General features: G+C 62.2%; 21 protein-coding genes and 1 riboswitch. Of the genes, 12 read left to right on the plus strand and 9 right to left on the minus strand.

All coding sequences use genetic code 11. The features are described from left to right. The first annotated feature begins 42 nt into the window (after positions 1-42). Positions 43-177, plus strand: coding sequence for a hypothetical protein (locus JQ641_RS38380; protein WP_283815151.1), 135 nt, complete (start codon positions 43-45; stop codon positions 175-177). 29 nt (positions 178-206) lie between these two features. On the opposite strand, the gene JQ641_RS01710 is transcribed toward JQ641_RS38380, so the two are convergent. The 4 genes from JQ641_RS01710 to JQ641_RS01725 form a co-directional block, all read right to left on the minus strand. Continuing rightward, positions 207-422 carry a hypothetical protein gene (locus JQ641_RS01710; RefSeq protein WP_192738278.1) on the minus strand — a complete coding sequence of 72 codons (216 nt, stop codon included), beginning with the start codon at positions 420-422 and terminating at the stop codon, positions 207-209. Between the two features lie 257 nt (positions 423-679). Next, positions 680-1,051, minus strand: a complete 372-nt coding sequence (locus JQ641_RS01715; protein ID WP_211994108.1) for a hypothetical protein — start codon at positions 1,049-1,051, stop codon at positions 680-682. Between the two features lie 218 nt (positions 1,052-1,269). Beyond that, the gene (locus tag JQ641_RS01720) at positions 1,270-1,749 is read right to left on the minus strand and encodes a Crp/Fnr family transcriptional regulator (RefSeq protein ID WP_211994109.1); all 480 of its coding nucleotides are present in this window, start codon (positions 1,747-1,749) and stop codon (positions 1,270-1,272) included. 161 nt (positions 1,750-1,910) lie between these two features. Further along, positions 1,911-2,600 (minus strand): TIGR02594 family protein, encoded by a 690-nt coding sequence (locus JQ641_RS01725; RefSeq protein WP_211994110.1) that lies wholly within the window; start codon positions 2,598-2,600, stop codon positions 1,911-1,913. A 240-nt stretch (positions 2,601-2,840) separates the two neighbouring features. On the opposite strand from JQ641_RS01725, the gene JQ641_RS01730 reads away from it, so the two are divergent. Both JQ641_RS01730 and JQ641_RS01735 read left to right on the plus strand, forming a co-directional pair. Then, the gene (locus tag JQ641_RS01730) at positions 2,841-3,701 is read left to right on the plus strand and encodes an alpha/beta fold hydrolase (RefSeq protein WP_211994111.1); all 861 of its coding nucleotides are present in this window, start codon (positions 2,841-2,843) and stop codon (positions 3,699-3,701) included. Between the two features lie 109 nt (positions 3,702-3,810). Continuing rightward, positions 3,811-4,539 (plus strand): hypothetical protein, encoded by a 729-nt coding sequence (locus JQ641_RS01735; protein ID WP_211994112.1) that lies wholly within the window; start codon positions 3,811-3,813, stop codon positions 4,537-4,539. Positions 4,540-4,616: 77 nt separating this feature from the next. Here JQ641_RS01735 and metW read toward each other — a convergent pair whose 3' ends face one another. Both metW and metX read right to left on the minus strand, forming a co-directional pair. After that, the gene (metW, locus tag JQ641_RS01740; RefSeq protein ID WP_211994113.1) at positions 4,617-5,276 is read right to left on the minus strand and encodes a methionine biosynthesis protein MetW; all 660 of its coding nucleotides are present in this window, start codon (positions 5,274-5,276) and stop codon (positions 4,617-4,619) included. A 7-nt stretch (positions 5,277-5,283) separates the two neighbouring features. After that, the gene (gene metX / locus JQ641_RS01745; protein WP_211994114.1) at positions 5,284-6,501 is read right to left on the minus strand and encodes a homoserine O-acetyltransferase MetX; all 1,218 of its coding nucleotides are present in this window, start codon (positions 6,499-6,501) and stop codon (positions 5,284-5,286) included. 89 nt (positions 6,502-6,590) lie between these two features. After that, positions 6,591-6,670: riboswitch (SAM riboswitch) on the minus strand. Positions 6,671-6,831: 161 nt separating this feature from the next. On the opposite strand from metX, the gene JQ641_RS01750 reads away from it, so the two are divergent. The 8 genes from JQ641_RS01750 (at position 6,832) to JQ641_RS01785 (ending at position 13,885) form a co-directional block, all read left to right on the plus strand. Beyond that, positions 6,832-7,692: a chorismate mutase gene (locus JQ641_RS01750; protein ID WP_211994115.1), complete on the plus strand. Its 861-nt coding sequence runs from the start codon at positions 6,832-6,834 to the stop codon at positions 7,690-7,692. A 29-nt stretch (positions 7,693-7,721) separates the two neighbouring features. Beyond that, the gene (gene hisC / locus JQ641_RS01755) at positions 7,722-8,819 is read left to right on the plus strand and encodes a histidinol-phosphate transaminase (protein WP_211994116.1); all 1,098 of its coding nucleotides are present in this window, start codon (positions 7,722-7,724) and stop codon (positions 8,817-8,819) included. A 7-nt stretch (positions 8,820-8,826) separates the two neighbouring features. Further along, positions 8,827-9,768 carry a prephenate/arogenate dehydrogenase family protein gene (locus tag JQ641_RS01760; RefSeq protein WP_211994117.1) on the plus strand — a complete coding sequence of 314 codons (942 nt, stop codon included), beginning with the start codon at positions 8,827-8,829 and terminating at the stop codon, positions 9,766-9,768. Positions 9,769-9,791: 23 nt separating this feature from the next. Next, the gene (locus JQ641_RS01765) at positions 9,792-10,841 is read left to right on the plus strand and encodes a malate/lactate/ureidoglycolate dehydrogenase (RefSeq protein WP_211994118.1); all 1,050 of its coding nucleotides are present in this window, start codon (positions 9,792-9,794) and stop codon (positions 10,839-10,841) included. A gap of 21 nt (positions 10,842-10,862) precedes the next feature. Continuing rightward, complete coding sequence (locus tag JQ641_RS01770; protein ID WP_211994119.1) at positions 10,863-11,480, plus strand: HutD/Ves family protein; 618 nt, start codon at positions 10,863-10,865, stop codon at positions 11,478-11,480. A gap of 173 nt (positions 11,481-11,653) precedes the next feature. Continuing rightward, positions 11,654-12,688, plus strand: a complete 1,035-nt coding sequence (locus tag JQ641_RS01775) for an amino acid ABC transporter substrate-binding protein (protein WP_211994120.1) — start codon at positions 11,654-11,656, stop codon at positions 12,686-12,688. 18 nt (positions 12,689-12,706) lie between these two features. Continuing rightward, positions 12,707-13,603, plus strand: a complete 897-nt coding sequence (locus JQ641_RS01780) for a L,D-transpeptidase (protein ID WP_211994121.1) — start codon at positions 12,707-12,709, stop codon at positions 13,601-13,603. Between the two features lie 135 nt (positions 13,604-13,738). Then, complete coding sequence (locus JQ641_RS01785) at positions 13,739-13,885, plus strand: hypothetical protein (RefSeq protein ID WP_211994122.1); 147 nt, start codon at positions 13,739-13,741, stop codon at positions 13,883-13,885. Positions 13,886-14,021: 136 nt separating this feature from the next. Here JQ641_RS01785 and JQ641_RS38820 read toward each other — a convergent pair whose 3' ends face one another. The 3 genes from JQ641_RS38820 to JQ641_RS01795 all read right to left on the minus strand — a co-directional run bounded on the left by JQ641_RS38820 (position 14,022) and on the right by JQ641_RS01795 (position 15,425). Further along, positions 14,022-14,552, minus strand: a complete 531-nt coding sequence (locus tag JQ641_RS38820; RefSeq protein WP_502754921.1) for a hypothetical protein — start codon at positions 14,550-14,552, stop codon at positions 14,022-14,024. A gap of 335 nt (positions 14,553-14,887) precedes the next feature. Next, entirely contained in the window at positions 14,888-15,163 is a 276-nt protein-coding gene (locus JQ641_RS01790; RefSeq protein ID WP_249150139.1) for a hypothetical protein, read from the minus strand. Next, a complete protein-coding gene (locus JQ641_RS01795; RefSeq protein ID WP_211994123.1) occupies positions 15,156-15,425 on the minus strand; it encodes a hypothetical protein in 270 nt (89 codons plus the stop codon). The genes JQ641_RS01790 and JQ641_RS01795 overlap by 8 nt, the downstream gene beginning before the upstream one ends. A 339-nt stretch (positions 15,426-15,764) precedes the next feature. On the opposite strand from JQ641_RS01795, the gene JQ641_RS01800 reads away from it, so the two are divergent. Beyond that, positions 15,765-16,748, plus strand: coding sequence for an ABC transporter substrate-binding protein (locus JQ641_RS01800; protein ID WP_211994124.1), 984 nt, complete (start codon positions 15,765-15,767; stop codon positions 16,746-16,748). Positions 16,749-16,800 lie beyond the last annotated feature (52 nt).

A 16,800-nucleotide genomic window follows, 5' to 3' on the forward strand; every position in this document is an offset into this window, starting at 1 on the left:
GGAGCGACTCGTGCTTTCGGTTTTGTACCCTGGAGGTGCGTTATGAAACACGACCTGATTCATGAGGACTCGGTGAGAGAAGCGCTGCCGACCGAGGGAGAGCGGAACTACGGGATGCTGACCGCTGGCGTTATGGCCCTCGTGGCTATTGGAATGGCAATCTACTGGATTGCGTAAAACCTGGCGGATTTCGCATAGCGCCGGCGTCAGGAAATCTCGCGCGGAAGTTTCCAATCGGGCCGCGGGTCGCAGGGCTCTTCGACCCTGGCGACGTGATAACCGCTGGGAATCACCTGGCCGCCTTCCTCATCCGCAACCGGAACGTCCATAACTAGCCCCTCTATCAGGGCTGCTTCCCAGACCTCTTTCTCGGTAGGGAAGGCACTTCCGATCTGCTTGTCGCCTTCGAACAGCGCATACATCGGGGCCTCCTAGAGCTTCGGTTCTGATTGAATCAGAACCGAAGCTCTAGACTCTTGTTTTGACGCGTTTTCTTCACGCGAACCGGTGTCCACTTCGCTCGAAAACGCTCTAACCAAAACCCCGCCAGCTACAGGTGTAGCTGACGGGGCTTTTGAGATGATATTTCCGGTGGATTTCTCCTTCGTTGTATCACTCGAACAATCAACGTGGCCGGAGAAGGATCGTTCCCATGTTCCAGCCGTTTTTTCGCGGCCGTTCAGGCGGTCTTGGCAAACATCGTGAGAACGCCGTCGGCGATGTTGATGGCCACGACTTGTGACGAAGTCAGGCCTTTGGCCTTGAGCACGGATGCCGCTTCCGGCGTCGCGTCGATGGACTTCCGAAGCGACTGAATGTCTTCCTCGCGGGTTTGAGCCACGAGTTCATCGACCTTCGAACGTACCGCCGGCTGCAGATCCTTGACGTCGACGACCTGGATACTCCGGATGACGGTGCTGGACTGCGAAGGCTGCGCCTCGGATTGCGAGGGGCCTGGTTGAGATTGCGAGGGGCTTCCCTGTGCCTGCACGAAAGCTGGCGCGCCCAGAGAGAGGGCGGCAATGATGACGGATGCCGTAACGATGCGCATGCTCACTCCTTTTCAGTTTGACTGGCAGGACACCTATCCAAAAAGTTTGGTTGGGATCTGATTCCGATGTGGCCATTCAGTGAAACCAATGCGGCTGCAATGCGCGGCCGAAGGTTCCGATTTGCCATCGGGATCAAGTGGAAGGATCTGATTGCCCGGCGGAGCTAGATCTTGCGCCCTGTAGCCAGCTCAGCCCACATGATGCACACCCGGCCGTGTCATTCACCCGTGCGAAGCATCTGCAACTCGGCAATGCGTTTGTCGGCGCGGCGGAGTCGCCGGCAAAGCTCGCGGTTGATATTCTGCATCACGATCACATAGGCGTGGATGTCGGCCTTGTAGCACGCATAGAGTTGCCGGGCCGTGAGTTCGTACAGCACGGTGGGGCTCTCCGCGACGACGGTGGCTGACCGGTTCTGCATTTCGATCAGCGTCATCTCGCCGAAAAAGTCCCCGGGCTCGAGACCCGTCATGCGTAGGACGCGCCCGGACTCCAGCAGCTTGCTCACCACCAGCTGGCCGGTGTGAACGATGAACATCGAGCGACCCGCCTCGCCTTCCGCGACGACCGTGGCGCCGGCGTCGAAGCGGCGCTCGGCCAGCATTGAGATCAGGAGATCGAGGCTTGCGTCTGAAAGGCCACCGAAGAAAGGCGTGGCGAGCAGGAACGCTTTCAGATCTGAGGAGCTGACAGCCATCGGGCCAATATACCCGCGCGCCCGGCGGCGGCAAGCGGGCCAGGCCCGGCGGGCCGCTCAGCGAGGCCCGAGGCGGCCCGCCGGCTTGCTTCGGCGAAGCCATGATGGGCACGGCGCCAACGCGCCTGTGCCCATCCGGCGGTTCGTTCCCAATGACGATTTCAGCTCGTCGGCATCACGTAGGCGTAGATCCGGCCGCGCGAGACCGGCGCTTCCCGGACGCGGTTGCCGTTGTTGCCGGAGATCATGATCGGGTTGCCCTTGGCGTCGATGCCGGTGATGATTCCGACATGGCCGCCGCCGCGGCCCCTTGTCATCACAGCGATGGCACCGACCTGCGGGCCGGAAACGCGCTGGCCGTAGCTGGCGAACGATTTCGCCATGTCCGAGCCGGTGCCGCGATAGCCGGTATGCTGCAGCACCATGTTCATGAAGCGGGCGCACCAGAGGCTGCCGCGCCCGGTCGGGTTGCCGCCAAGATACCGGCGCGCCTCGGTGACGACGTTGGAGGAACCAAAGCCTACCGGCGCCATCACGCCGCCGGGCGGCGTCAGGGTCGAATTATGATCGGTGAAGGTGACGTTGATATCGGCGTTGGCGTTGGCATCGGCAAAGCCGCCGGCCTGCATCTTCGCGACGTTGCGCTCCCAGCGCGACAGGCGCGCGATCTTGCGGTGATGGTGGCGGGCGTAATGCCGTGCATGGTGCCCGGCGTGGTAGCCGCGGACGTGGCGCCCTGCGCCATGGTGGGGCCGCGCGGAGGCCGGCGTGGCCATGACGGCGATGGAGACCGAACACAACGCCAGCGCAAGGACACGGAGCGACCGGCGAAACGCAAACAACTGAAGCATCTTTGATCCTCTGTAACACAGCACAATCCTGCAGCGTTCGTAGACAAACGAACGCGGCGAGGGGTTTGAATTTTTGGCTGTGGCGAGAGGAAGATTTCATGCGGCGGTGCGGCAACGATTCCGGGGTGATTCCGCGATCATTTTGTGGCCAAAAACAAACCTGCCTGCCGCATTGCGGCCCAGAGCATTAACTGCAATTTTCGGGGCCGGAGAACGCGCCAAAACCAAGAGGAACCCTCAATGCCCTATGCCGTCACCAGCGATAATGTCCGCCTGTATTTCGAAGAAGCGGGCACGGGGACACCGATCATCTTCCTGCATGAATTCGCGGCCGACCACACCAATTGGGAGCCGCAGATGCGCTACTTCTCGCGCGGCCACCGCTGCATCGCCTATTCGGCACGGGGCTATACGCCTTCCGACGTGCCGCCGACATCGGACGTCTACACCTACAAGCATTTCTACACCGACGCGCTCGACGTGCTCGATCATCTCGGGATCGCCAAGGCGCATTTCGTCGGCCTCTCGATGGGCGCCTATTCGTCGCTGCAGATCGGCCTCAACGCCCCGGAGCGCGCGATGTCGATGACGCTGGCCGGCGTCGGCTCGGGCTCTCCGCTCGAAACCCTCGAAGCCTTCCGGGCGCAATGCCGCGGCAACGCCGAGCAATATGAGGCGATCGGATCGGTGGAAGTCGCCAAGGCGACGCGCGAGGCGCCGAGCCGGATTCCGTTCCTGTTGAAGGACCCGCGCGGCCACGCCGATTTCTACGCCGCACTGGCGCGCCACAGCGCCACAGGCTCGGCCAACACCATGCGCAGTTTTCAGGGCGGCCGGCCCTCGATCTACACGCTGACGGACGCGATCCGCAAAGTGCCGACGCCGGCGCTGATCATCTGCGGCGACGAGGATGACAATTGCATCGAACCTAGCCTGTTCCTGAAGCGACATATGCCTGCGTCGGGGCTGACGTTCTTCCCCAAATCAGGCCACGTGCTCAATCTGGAGGAGCCGGCGCTGTTCAATGAAATGGTCGAGCGGTTCATCGCGCTGGTGGAGGCCGGGAGATGGCCGGTGCGAGATCCGCGTTCGATGGGCTAGGACGCGGACTCATTCAGGCGCAGCCACAGCCTGATTGACGCGAGTTGAACGAAGGCACACGCCAGCTCTGATACATTGCGCCGTTCTTCATCGCAGGAGATAGACTGACGTGTCCGATACCCAGAAACTGACACCCGCACTCTCGACGGCTGGGCGCGACCTGCTGAGGCGAAAAATGCGCTCAATCTTCAATGTAAGGCAATTCGGAGTTGATGGTCGAAAGACGCTCTTCTTGCTGCTTCTCCTTTTCGCGATCCCCGCGGGCGACTGCTCCGCGCAGACACCGCCGCCGCCAGTCAGCGAACATGTGTTCGAGCGCGTGCCGCCGACGGTCGTGAAGAGATTGGCGACCCGCTTTTCGCTAGGCGCATTCGCCGGCCGCTTCGAGGAGACGCCGCTCGGCGCGGTCCGCAAAGCCGTGGGCGAAGGGACCATTCAACACCAGGGCCACGCTGGAGGTAGCATCTATTGGCTGTGTTACAGGCGCGCGCAGCATCGGTTATGGGTCGTGTCCCACGGAGAGATGGGCGGCCCGGACCATCGCGTCACAGAGATCGTTGAAGAGCTCACCGAGAAAGACACCGAGACCGCGACCGGTTGCGCCATCATCCCGGAAAAGTTCGCGCCCGTCGTCTTCGACGGCAAGCTGCATTTAGGTATGTCGCGTTCGGAGGTAGTCACGGCGCTGGGACCGCCGTCGAAGTCGGAAGCTGCTCAGATGGTGTATTCTCACGCCGGAAAGCTCGCAAACGGTTTCGATGAGACCGCTTGGCTCATTCTCCGATTTCGTGAGGAAAAGCTCGTGTCCATGCGCGGCTTCAAGACCACTACGAATTGAAGTGGCTGCCGGATCAAAAGTTCGAGGTTTGCGGATTCCCCGATGCGCTATTGCGCATCAGGGAATGACGGCGGTTGCTACTTCTCGCCCCGGCTCAGCAAAAACACGCCCTGCTCGCCGAACATGTTCCAGAACCACCACGGCAGGTTGAGCCGCAGCGGGCGGCCGTAGAGATCGAGCGCGACCGCGCGCTCCATCTTGACGTTGATCTCGTCGCAGAGCTGCACGAAATCCTTGATGGTGCAGAAATGGATGTTCGGCGTGTCGTACCAGGTAGCCGGCAAATTTTCGGTGCGCGGCATGTGGCCGCCGACCAATAATTGCAGCCGCATCCGCCAGAACCCGAAATTCGGGAACGAGACGATGGCGCGATGGCCGATCCGCAGCAGGTTTTCCAGCACCACTTTCGGCTGCCGCGTCGCCTGCAGCGTCTGCGACAGGATCACGTAGTCGAAGGCGTCGTCGGGATAGTTGACGAGGTCGGTGTCGGCGTCGCCCTGCACCACCGCAAGGCCCTTCGCGACGCAGCGGTTGACGCCCTCGCGCGACAGCTCGATGCCGCGGCCGTCGATGCCGCGGCTTTCCAGCAGTTGCAGCAGTTCGCCGTCGCCGCAGCCGACATCGAGCACCTTTGAACCGCTCTGCACCATCTCGGCGACCAACAGATGATCGCTGCGCAGATTTTCGGTGCGATGCGGCTCCACGCCGGTGAGCGGCAAAGTCTGTTGAGACGACATCGACATATCAACCACCGGTCTTTTGCAGGCCCCGCGCGGTGCCTGCGGATTGCAGGAAGGCGCGGGAAATGTCGAAGAATTCGGGCACGTCGAGCAGGAAGGCGTCGTGGCCGCGATCGGTTTCGATTTCGGCGAACGACACCCGCGCGCTCGACGCGTTCAGCGCATGCACCAGCGCGCGCGATTCCGCGGTCGGGAACAGCCAGTCCGAGGTGAACGACACCACGCAGAAGCGGGTCTTGATGCCGTTGAACGCTTTGGCCAGCACGCCATCATGGTCGGCGGCGATGTCGAAATAATCCATCGCGCGCGTCAGATAGAGATAGGAGTTGGCGTCGAACCGCTCGACGAACGACGAGCCCTGGTAGCGCAGATAGCTTTCGACCTGGAAATCGGCGTCGAACGAAAACGTCGGCAGCTCGCGGTCCTGCATCCGCCGGCCGAACTTGCGGTGCAAGGCGGCGTCGGAGAGATAGGTGATATGCGCGGCCATCCGCGCGACACCGAGGCCGCGATGCGGATGCGTGTCATGCTCAAAATAGCGGCCGCCGCGCCAATCCGGATCGGCCATCACGGCCTGTCGGCCAAGCTCATGGAATGCGATGTTCTGCGCCGAGTGGCGTGTCGAACATGCGATCGCCAGCGTCGAGAACACGCGCGCCGGATACGCCGCGGTCCATTGCAGCGCCTGCATGCCGCCCATCGAGCCGCCGACCACGCAGAACAGCGTCTCGATGCCGAGACGATCGATCAGCATGGTCTGCGCGCGCACCATGTCGGGAAGGGTGATGATGGGAAAATCGAGGCCCCACAATTTGCCTGACGCCGGGTTGGTCGAGGCCGGCCCGGTCGAGCCCATGCAGCCGCCGATCACGTTGCTGCAGATGATGAAGTAGAGGTTGGTGTCGAGCGGCTTGCCGGGGCCGACCATGGTGTCCCACCAGCCATGCTTGCCGGTGACGGGGTGCGCATTGTTGACATGCTGATCGCCGGTCAGCGCATGGCAAACCAGGATGGCGTTCGAGCGGTCCGCGTTCAGCTCGCCATAGGTCTGGTAGGCGATCTGGAACGGCGCCAGATCGACGCCGCAATCGAGCTTGAGCGGCTGGTCGGCGCCGAACTTCGCGACCTGCGAGGTCGGATGATCCGCCTCATGGGCCCGATCCTCGCCATGAATCGAAGGGCTTGGGATCGAGGGGCTTGGTATCGACTGAACGTTTGTCATCTCGGCCACCGACCTCGAAAGCTGAGGTCCTCCCGGACAGAAATCAGGCCACAAAAAAAAACCCGGCCTGAACAAAGGTTCGACCGGGATCACTTCTGTCCCCGGCCTGTTTAGCGAGTTGTTTAACGTGGCTGCAAGCCGGCCGGCTCAAATGACCACGGAATGGGCTAAAGCTAGTCCGAAGGGAGCTTTTCGTCAAGGCGGGCCATGGTTAACCGGCCGGGCGCCCCATCATTGCCGATGTTTCTCTTTGCTTTCGGCGGCCGTCTTTCCTAATCAATGCCCTTGTATTTGCCGGTGATTTCGGCCCCCGGCGCTAAAGGCTAGAACATGTCCAAGGGACCCTCGAAGGCACCCCCCGCCCCGCCCTCCCTCGCGGTGCTGCGCAAAGAGATCGACAGCATCGACGAGCAGGTTCACCGCTTGTTGATGGCGCGCGGCGACATCATCGATCGCCTGATCCAGGTGAAGGAGACCCAGGAAGTCGGCTCCGCGTTCCGCCCGGCGCGCGAGGCCGACATGATGCGGCGGCTGGTGGAGCGGCACCGCGGCATCCTCCCGATCGACACCATCGAGAGCATCTGGCGCGTCATCATCTCGACCTTCACCTACGTCCAGGCGCCGTTCTCGGTGCATGCGGACGTCTCGGTCGGCGAATCCGCTATGCGGGATTCGGCGCGGTTTCATTTCGGCTTCGTGGTGCCATACGTCGCGCATTTCAGCGCACAGGCCGCGGTCGAAGCGGTGGCGAAATCGAAGGGCGACCTGGCGCTGGTCTCGGCGACGTCGAGCCGCACGCCGTGGTGGATCGAACTCGAAGCCGCCGGCGCGCCAAAGATCATCGCGCGGGTGCCGTTCCTCGAACGCGCCGACCATCCGGCGGCGTTGCCGGTGTTCCTGGTCTCGCGCGTCGCCGACAACGCCATGGTGATCGAAGTCGAGACCTGGAGCGTGCGCGTCTCCGGCTGGAACGCCGAGACCGCCCGCGCGCTGGCGCCGCTCGCCGAGATCGTCGCTGTCCCCGATACCGCCTTCGACGGCGCCGCGCTCCTGGTGTCGATATCAGGCACCGGGCTGGAGAAGATCAAGACCGCCCTGATCGAGGCCGGCGCGTCGGTGCGCTCCGCAGCCCTCGTCGGCAGCCACGCAACACGCTATACGGTGCCCCCGAACGGGGCGGCCAAATCCTGAACAGACGCCCTACGATCCGGAGCCAGAAGATGTCCCGCCCCGTGCCGAACCCCGGCATTCTCGATATTGCACCCTACACCCCCGGCAAGAGCCCGGTGGCCGAGCCGGGCCGCAAGGTGTTCAAGCTCTCCGCCAACGAGACGCCGTTCGGCCCGTCGCCGAAGGCGATGGCGGTCTACAAGGAAGCGGCTGGTCATCTGGAGGATTATCCAGAAGGCACGTCGCGGGTGCTGCGCGAGGCGATCGGCCGCGCCTTCGGGCTCGATCCGAACCGCATCATCTGCGGCGCCGGCTCGGACGAAATTCTCAACCTCCTTGCGCACACTTATCTCAAGCATGGCGACGAGGCGATCTCGACCGCGCACGGCTTCCTGGTGTACCCGATCGCGACCATGGCGAACGGCGCCAAAAATGTCGTCGCGGCTGAGACCAATTTCACCGCCGATGTCGATGCGATCCTGAAGCTGGTCACGCCGCGCACCAAGATGGTGTGGCTCGCCAATCCGAACAACCCGACCGGAACCTACATTCCGTTCGACGAGGTCAAACGGCTCCGCGCCGGACTGCCTGACCATGTGCTGCTGGTGCTCGACGCCGCCTATGCCGACTACGTGTCGCGCAACGATTACGAACTCGGCATCGAGCTGGTGGCGACCACGGAAAACACCGTGGTGACGCATACGTTCTCCAAGATCCACGGGCTGGCGTCGTTGCGGATCGGCTGGATGTTCGGCCCGGCCAACATCGTCGACGCCGTCAACCGCATTCGCGGCCCCTTCAACGTCTCGACGCCGGCAATGCTGGCGGCGGTAGCGGCGATCGAGGACACCGCGCATGTCCAGATGTCGAAGACATTCACGGAGCAATGGCGCAACTGGCTGACCGAAGAAATTTCCAAGCTCGGCCTCAAGGTGACGCCGAGCGTGGCGAATTTTGTGCTGATCCATTTCCCGCAGGAAAAGGGCAAGACCTCGGCGGACGCCGACGCTTACTTAACAAAACGCGGCCTGGTGCTGCGGGCGCTGAACAATTACGGCCTGCCGCATTCGCTGCGCATGACCATCGGCACCGAAGAGGCCAACCGCCTCGTCGTCGATGGCCTCAAAGACTTTATGGCGGGCAAGTGAGCATCAAGTGAGCACTGAACCTCTCTTCAAACGCGTCGCGCTGATCGGCTTCGGCCTGATCGGCGGCTCGATCGCCCGCGCCGCTCGCGCGCAGGGCCTCGCCGGCGAGATCGTCACGTCGGCGCGCTCGGCCAAGACCCGCGCGCGGGTGGAAGAATTGCGCGTGGTCGATCGCGTGCTCGAAACCAACACGGAAGCGGTCAAGGGCGCCGACCTCGTGATCCTCTGCATCCCCGTCGGCGCCTGCGGACCGGTCGCCGAGGAGATCGCGCCGTTCCTCGAGCCGGGCGCCATCGTCTCCGACGTCGGCTCGGTCAAGGGCGCCATCGCGCGCGACATGGGCCCGCATATCCCGCAGGGCGTCCACTTCGTTCCGGCCCATCCCGTCGCCGGCACCGAGCACTCCGGTCCGGATTCCGGCTTCGCCGAACTCTTCATCAACCGCTGGTGCATTCTCACGCCGCCGGAAGGGACCGATCCCTCCGCGGTGGAAAAGCTGCGCGAGTTCTGGGCCGGCCTCGGCGCCAAGGTCGAGATCATGACGCCGGATCATCACGACCTGGTGCTCGCGATCACCAGCCATCTGCCGCATCTGATCGCCTACACCATCGTCGGCACCGCCGACGAACTGGCGCAGGTGACGTCGTCGGAAGTCATAAAGTTCTCAGCCGGCGGTTTTCGCGATTTCACCCGCATCGCGGCCTCGGACCCGACCATGTGGCGCGACGTGTTCCTGGCCAACAAGGAAGCGGTGCTGGAAATGCTCGGCACCTTCAACGAGGACCTGTCGAAACTCACGCGTGCGATCCGCCGCAACGACGGTGAGGCGCTGTTCGAGCATTTTACCCGCACCCGCGCCATCCGCCGCGGCATCGTCGAAATCGGCCAGGATTCGGCGGCGCCCGACTTCGGCCGCCCGCATGCGAATTTAACGAAGAAGCCGGAGTAGACCGGCTCACGACGGAGTGAAGCATGATCATCGACCATTCGAAGCTGCTTGGGCTAACAAACCGCATCGTCACCGCCGGCGGCAGTTCGCCGGCTGAAGCCGCCATCGTTGCCGAGCATCTGGTCGAGGCCAATCTGCGCGGCCATGACAGCCATGGCGTCGGCATGCTGGTCGCCTATGTGCGCGACCTCGACGCCGGCACGCTGAAGATCAACCAGACGCCCGAGATCGTCTCGGACACCGGCACCATCTCGGTGTGGGATGCTCGCGCCGGCTACGGCCAGGTGGTCGCGCGCCAGGCGGTGGAATGGGCAATCGAGGCGGCCAGGAAACATGGCGTCGCCGTCAACGGCTTGCGCAACGCGCACCATATCGGCCGCGTCGGCACCTATGGCGAGATCGCCGCCCGCGCCGGCATGGTGGCGCTGCATTTTGTGAATGTCGCTTCGGGTTCGCCCGGCGTTGCGCCCTTCCGCGGCCGCGAAGGAAGATTCCTGACCAACCCGGTCTGCATCGCAATCCCCGGCACCGACAACAACGAGCCGATCCTGCTCGATTTCGCCACCAGCCGCGTGGCGCTCGGAAAAGTGCGCGTGGCGCACAATGCCGGCAAGCCGATGCTCGACGGCGCGTTGCTCGACCATGCGGGCCAACCCACCACCGACCCTTCCGTCATGTACACCGACCCGCGCGGCGTCGTGCTGCCGTTCGGCGAGCACAAGGGCTCCGGCCTGGCGCTGGTGTGCGAACTATTGGCCGGCGCCATTGTCGGCTCGCCAAGCGTCACCACATCGACGCCGCCCGAGCGCGGCATCATCAACGGCATGCTGAGCATCGTGATCGATCCGGCGCGATTGTCGACGCGCGACAGCATGATGGCCGAGATCGACGACATGCTTTCGTGGGTAAAGTCCGCCAAGCCCGCGGAATCGGACCTGCCGGTGCTGGTCGCCGGAGAGCCCGAGCGGCTGGCGCGAGCCGCGCGGATCGCCAAGGGCATCGAAATCGATGACACGACCTGGGGCCAATTGTCCGATATCGCCCAGCGCTATCAGATCCGGATCGATAGCTGAGCAACCGTTCGGGCGAATCCAATGACATCTTCTGCCGGCAGGATTCAGCTAACAGCGCTCGATCCCGCCAGCTTCCGGCATATGCCCTGGAAGAACGGCGGCGGGGTCACGATCGATATCGCCGCATCCATGCTCCCTGGATTCGCGCCCGGCAGTTGGGAAGGAATCATCTGGCGTTTCAGCCGGACCGCTATCGTGACGCCGGGCGCATTCTCGGATTTAAGCGGCTATGACCGCCAGCTGGTGCTGGTTTCCGGCGAGGGGCTCGTGCTCGGGACACCCGTTGGAGAGATCGACGTCCGGCAACCGTTCAGGCCGGTCCGGTTTACCGGCGAGACCAGTATTGTCAGCCGGCTCGAAGCCGGACCCGTCGAAGTCGTCAATCTGATCGGCGACCGGTCACGCGTGGCGATTGACCTCTGCTGCCTTCTGGGCGGCGCAACCCACACCTGCCCGGCCGGCATTCACATCGTCTATGCCGCGACAGATTCCTGCGAACTGTCGATCAACGACAAGGCCCGCGAGATAGCAGCCGGCCATGCGGTGCGCATCGATGCCGGAGAAAGTTTTGCAGTCGCAAGCCGGCTTGGCACCGTTATCGTCGCCAGCGTTATTCCCGTGGTGCGGACATCCGCCTGATCCGGAACGCATCAAGGAACGATGACAGTCGTCCGCGCAGTTCCCGTCGCGCAAGCGAGCTATTCCGGAAACACATTGGTAACGCTTCCACTTGTGTTAGCTTGCCAACATCAATTCCGCCAAAGAACTTGCCGCCACTTAGAGAAGCTGCAGCCACCGATCGCGGGGAAAAAATGTCCGGCTCCAAGAACCGACCCATCATCTTTCCCGTCATCGCGTTGCTGACCCTGCTGTTTGCGAGCGGCGATCCGGCGCGGGCCCAGACCCTGAACGCCGTCAAGGAGCGCGGCACGCTGAATTGCGGCGTCGGCCAGGGACTGCTCGGCTTTTCCAGTATGGACGACAAGAACGCCTGGAGCGGCTTCGACGTCGATATCTGCCGCGCCGTGGCCGCTGCGATCTTCGGCGACCCTGCAAAAGTGACGTTCACGCCGCTCGATGCGGCCACGCGCTTTTCCGCGCTGCAGTCGAAGACGATCGACGTGCTGTCGCGCAACTCGACCTGGACGATGTCGCGGGAAAGTTCGCTCGGCCTGATGTTTGCCGGCGTCGCCTATTACGACGGCCAGGGCTTCCTGCTGCGCCGGGATGCCAAGATCGACACCGCGCTACAGCTCGGCGGCAAGACCGTGTGCACCCAGACCGGCACCACGACCGAACTGAATCTGGCGGATTATTTCCGCGCCAACGACATGCCGCTCAAGGTGTTGGCGCTTGCCACCGCCGAGGAAAGCCTCAAGGCCTATGACGATCGCAAATGCGACGTGCTGACCAGCGACGTCTCGCAGCTCTACGCCGAGCGTCTAAAACTCTCTGCGCCCGACAGCCACATCATCCTCCCGGAAGTCATTTCAAAGGAGCCGCTCGGACCCGCGGTGCGGCAAGGCGACGACCAATGGTTCAACCTGGTCAAGTGGACGCTCTATTCATTGATCAACGCCGAGGAGCTTGGCGTCAAGCAGGCCGGCATCGACGATGCGGTGAAATCAGCCAATCCCAACATAAAACGCCTGCTCGGTACCGAGGGCGAGTTCGGCGCGCAGCTGGGCATTGCCAATGACTGGGCCGCGCGCGCCGTGCGTGCCGTCGGCAATTACGGCGAGATCTATGAGAGAAACGTCGGCACGCAGTCGAAACTCAGCATTCCGCGCGGGCTGAATGCGCTCTGGACCCAGGGCGGCATCCAATACGCGCCTCCCGTCAGATAGTTCTTCAGGGGTCAGGCCATGACCGTGGATTATTATGCATTGCTGACCAAGGCCGTTGCCGGCAAGGACACCCTCGGCCGCGACAAGATCTACAAGGACGCCTATGACCTCATTACGAGGTCGTCCCACCTCACCCGCGAGGCCGCCGCCTCAAATGTCGCAGCACTTGAAGCCGCGATCCGGCGGATCGAGGATGAGGTCGCCATCGAGGAAGGCCGCGACGCCGCTCAAATCAACGAAGTGTTGTCGGAGGGCGCGAACTGGAAGCCATGGGCCTTCGGCGCCGGTGCGCTCGCACTCGCCATCGCTTTGGCGGCCTTCATGTACGGATATGTCGCGACCAAAGGCCCGGCCAACATCGCCACCGGCGTGACTGCGCCGCCACCAGCGAAAGCGGCACGCGCGCGCGAGGACATCGTGATGGCCGACCTGAAGCCCGGCGAGGACGGCGGCTCCACCGGAGACGGCCTGCCCTACGCGCTGCAGCGGCAAGTGGTGTTCTACCGCACCACCGTGGTTCCCGGCTCGATCGTGATCGACCGGGAAAACCGCTTTCTCTATCTGATCGATTCCAACAATTCCGCGCGCCGCTACGGCATCGGCATTGCGCAGGAATGCCTCAAGGGCGGCAGCTTCTTCCGTGTCACCAACAAGCTCGAATGGCCGGACTGGCGCTCGTCCGCGCAAAACGCCCGGGATGCCGACGCGTTGGCCGCTTCCGCCGGCCGTCCCGGCAGTCCGCTCGGCGCCCGCGCGCTGCTATTGGACAAGCCCGGGCTGCTGATCCACGGCACCAACTCGCCAAAAACCATCGGCCATCTCGTCGCCTCCGGATGCATCCGGCTCGTCAATGACGACGTCGAGGATTTGTACCGGCGGGTTTCGCTGGAAACGCGGGTGGTGTTTGTCAGCTAGGTGCTGGTGTGTGTCGTCGGCAGGCGCAAATACTCCAGCTGTGACTGTCATCACAGCCACCGGGATCCACCGCGCCTACTCCTGCCCTGACGGATGGCGGGAATAGTCCCTTCATCGGCAACAGGAGGGACTAAAATGGAACAGCTGAACAAAAAAGCCGACGAACTGACGATCGACGAACTCGATGCCGCTTCGGGCGGCGCTCTCTACCAGCCGCTCATCGTGGTCGCCATTGCTTTCCGCGTTGCGATCGAGTCGCTGGTTCACAAGATCACCCGCTGAGAGTCCTGCAAGCGCATTCGGAGAGTGTTCAATTTTCCGGAATGCGTTTGCCGCTTTTGACGGAACGGACATCTGAATGAAGCATCGCGGGCAACTGCCCGCGAAACGTCATTGTGCCGGCATAAGAGTCTTTGGATTACGCGCGCGGATTAACGACTATGTACCCTCGCAATGAGCGCGCATGGATTCTCGTTGCATGGCCACCCGAATTGGCATCATACGCCATCCACGTATCACCTCCGACATGCTGCTCCAGGACGAAGACGTGCCCGCGCCGCGCGGCGACCATTCCCGGCGCTGGCGCCGTCCGGGGAAACCGCAGCCAGTTTGAGGCAAGATTTAATCCGGGCACGATACGGCCGAACACCCGCATGGATGCGCCGCAGCCGCAGAAAGAGCGGGGGCAACCGGCTGGGCGCCCGCCGACGATTTGACCACGCCCGCTATTTGCTTCGGCCCTTGCATTGCGCGGCAGAATTGCCGGCCGTTCTGTGCTCTGCGATTCCCGGCCATATGCGTTCACACCAACGCGTTGCGTCGGCGAAAAGTCGCACGGCATGGTGACGTTGCATCCCGGCGCTTGACCAACGATGCGGGGCGGACGTGCTTCGGATGCGGTCGAAGAAAAGGCAACGAGTACGGACGCAACAAATACCAGTCTCAACATGACAGGGCTCCGGCTTTTTAACCCTGCCCTGCGTTCACATACCCATCATTGTTAGGCGAAAATGCGGTGGCGCAACGACCGCTGCTCAGGACTGAACCCGCCTGCGACCAGGTTAGCGGCCCTGGAAAAGAACGGCCCCAGCGCGGGGGCTGGAGAGCACTGGGGCCGTCTTGAGCGCGGCGCAGGGGCGGCCCTGGCGCAGCGCCGTACATTACCAAACGACATTCGCGTCCCGGAGGTTGGTCAATTCTGACCATCCTGCCTGTTTGGAAGCCTCATGAGATCCGGAGCGGGTTTAGCGACCGGCCTCTTCGTCATTTGTCCCAAGCCTTCCATCAGCTTTCACTCGTCAGATGTTTCAGCATCAGGTTGCACGCTTCCTCGGTCTCCTCGAACGTTGCAAAAGGCGATCCACCGATCTTGATCGCCCCGCTGCCCGGATCAAGCGGACGCCATGACGCCACGTAGCCGGGCCGCCCGTGAAAGCCGGGGCCGGCGCGGCTCTCGTGGGTGATCACGAACGAAAAGCCGTCGCTGCTCGCGCTCCAGATTTCCAGACTATCGACGGCACGGTGGAATTGCAGGGCCATCAGCAGTCGTTCACTAGCCATCTTTCATCAAAGCTCGCCGCCACATGAAATCTCTAGCCAGAGCCCACAGCGCTTCGGCCGCGGGGTCTTCATCCGGCAGCACAAAATCGAAGCCCGCCGGACCGGGATCAGGTATTGACAGCGCGTCGCTTTCTGCCTGGTGCTGAAATTTGAGCTGCGACAGCTCCCATTCGTATGCTCTCACCGAGCTGTCCGTCAGTGGGCCTTGATTGCGCAAGACTCCTATTACCGCTCCCATTGCACCTGAAGGGCGCTGCGTCATCTGCTCCTCCTGCGGACAACACTCTCTGGTGGTGCGTTCCGAACTTGCAGTCTGCGATGCTGCTAGAACCGCTTGGCGGCCGATCACGGGCCTAACCTCTCCATGGACTCAATTGCGGAAGCTCCCTTAGCCGAGCACCAAAGTGCTTCCAAGCGCAATATGTCCTCGGGGGTAAGGCACTCCCTTCACGGAGTACTCCGTTTGCGCCGGGCAGATCATCCACGCTCGGTTGAAACTCGCGTGCCGCGCTTGCGAAGCAGCATTTTCAATGCACAGGTGCGATAACCATCGACATCTGATACTCTACGCCGGTCTCCTCGAACTGCGTTGGAGGATCAAATGAAGCGCCGGGAGTTCATAGCGCATTGTTTGATTGCAGCAGCCATCTCGATATGTCCGGCATATGCAGAGAAACGCGTGCTTCCGGTAATTGGTTATCTGGGCTTCGATTCAGCCGAGAAAAGCACGGAACTGCTCGTTGCCTTCCGCGAAGGTCTCCGCGCCTTGGGCTTCGTGGAAAACCAGAACGTCGCAATCGAGTACCGTTTTGCCGAAGGAAAATACGACCGGTTTCCGGGGTTGATTGCAAACCTTATTCAAGGTCGCGTTCAAGTAATTGTTGCCGCTACTGGAACTAACGGAGTCCTGGCGACAGCGGCCGCGACAAAAACGATCCCGATCGTGTTTGCAATTGCCATGGATCCTGTAACTGTTGGCGTCGTTTCCAGCCTCAACAGGCCGGGAGGCAATGCAACCGGCGTGAGCATGTACACTCCACAGCTCGTCGCCAAGCGACTGGAGCTTTTGGCCGAATTGACGCCTGCAGGCGGTACAATCGCGATGATGATCAATCCGGCGAACCCCAATGCAGACCTCATCTCTTCCGATGCCGAAGTCGCGGGCAGATCGCTTGGGCGGCAAATCCACGTTGTGCGGGCGAGCACAGACCAGCAAATTGGTACTGCTTTCGACGAGATCAGAGAAAGAAAGGACGTCGCGCTTCTTGTCAGCCCTGATGCATTTTATATTGCGCGCCGAGAGCAACTTGCAGCGTTGTGCGAGCAAAATCGGATACCCGCCATCTATGAGTGGTCTCTCTTCGTAAAAGACGGCGGGCTTATGAGTTACTCGCCTCGCATTACCGATGTCTCCCGGCAGCTTGGCGTCTATGCTGGTAAGATTCTGGGCGGCGCTAAGCCTGCCGACCTGCCGGTTGAGCAGCCAACCAAATTCGAGTTGGCGATTAACCTGAAAGCAGCAAAAGCAATCGGCCTTTCGATCTCGCCGACCCTTCTCGCCCGCGCCGACGAGGTGATCGAATAGGGCCTCCACTTCGGGTCTTGGCCATTTTCGTCAACCCGATCCCGGCTGAGCG

The organism is Bradyrhizobium sp. JYMT SZCCT0180 (assembly GCF_018130165.1).
GTDB lineage: Bacteria > Pseudomonadota > Alphaproteobacteria > Rhizobiales > Xanthobacteraceae > Bradyrhizobium.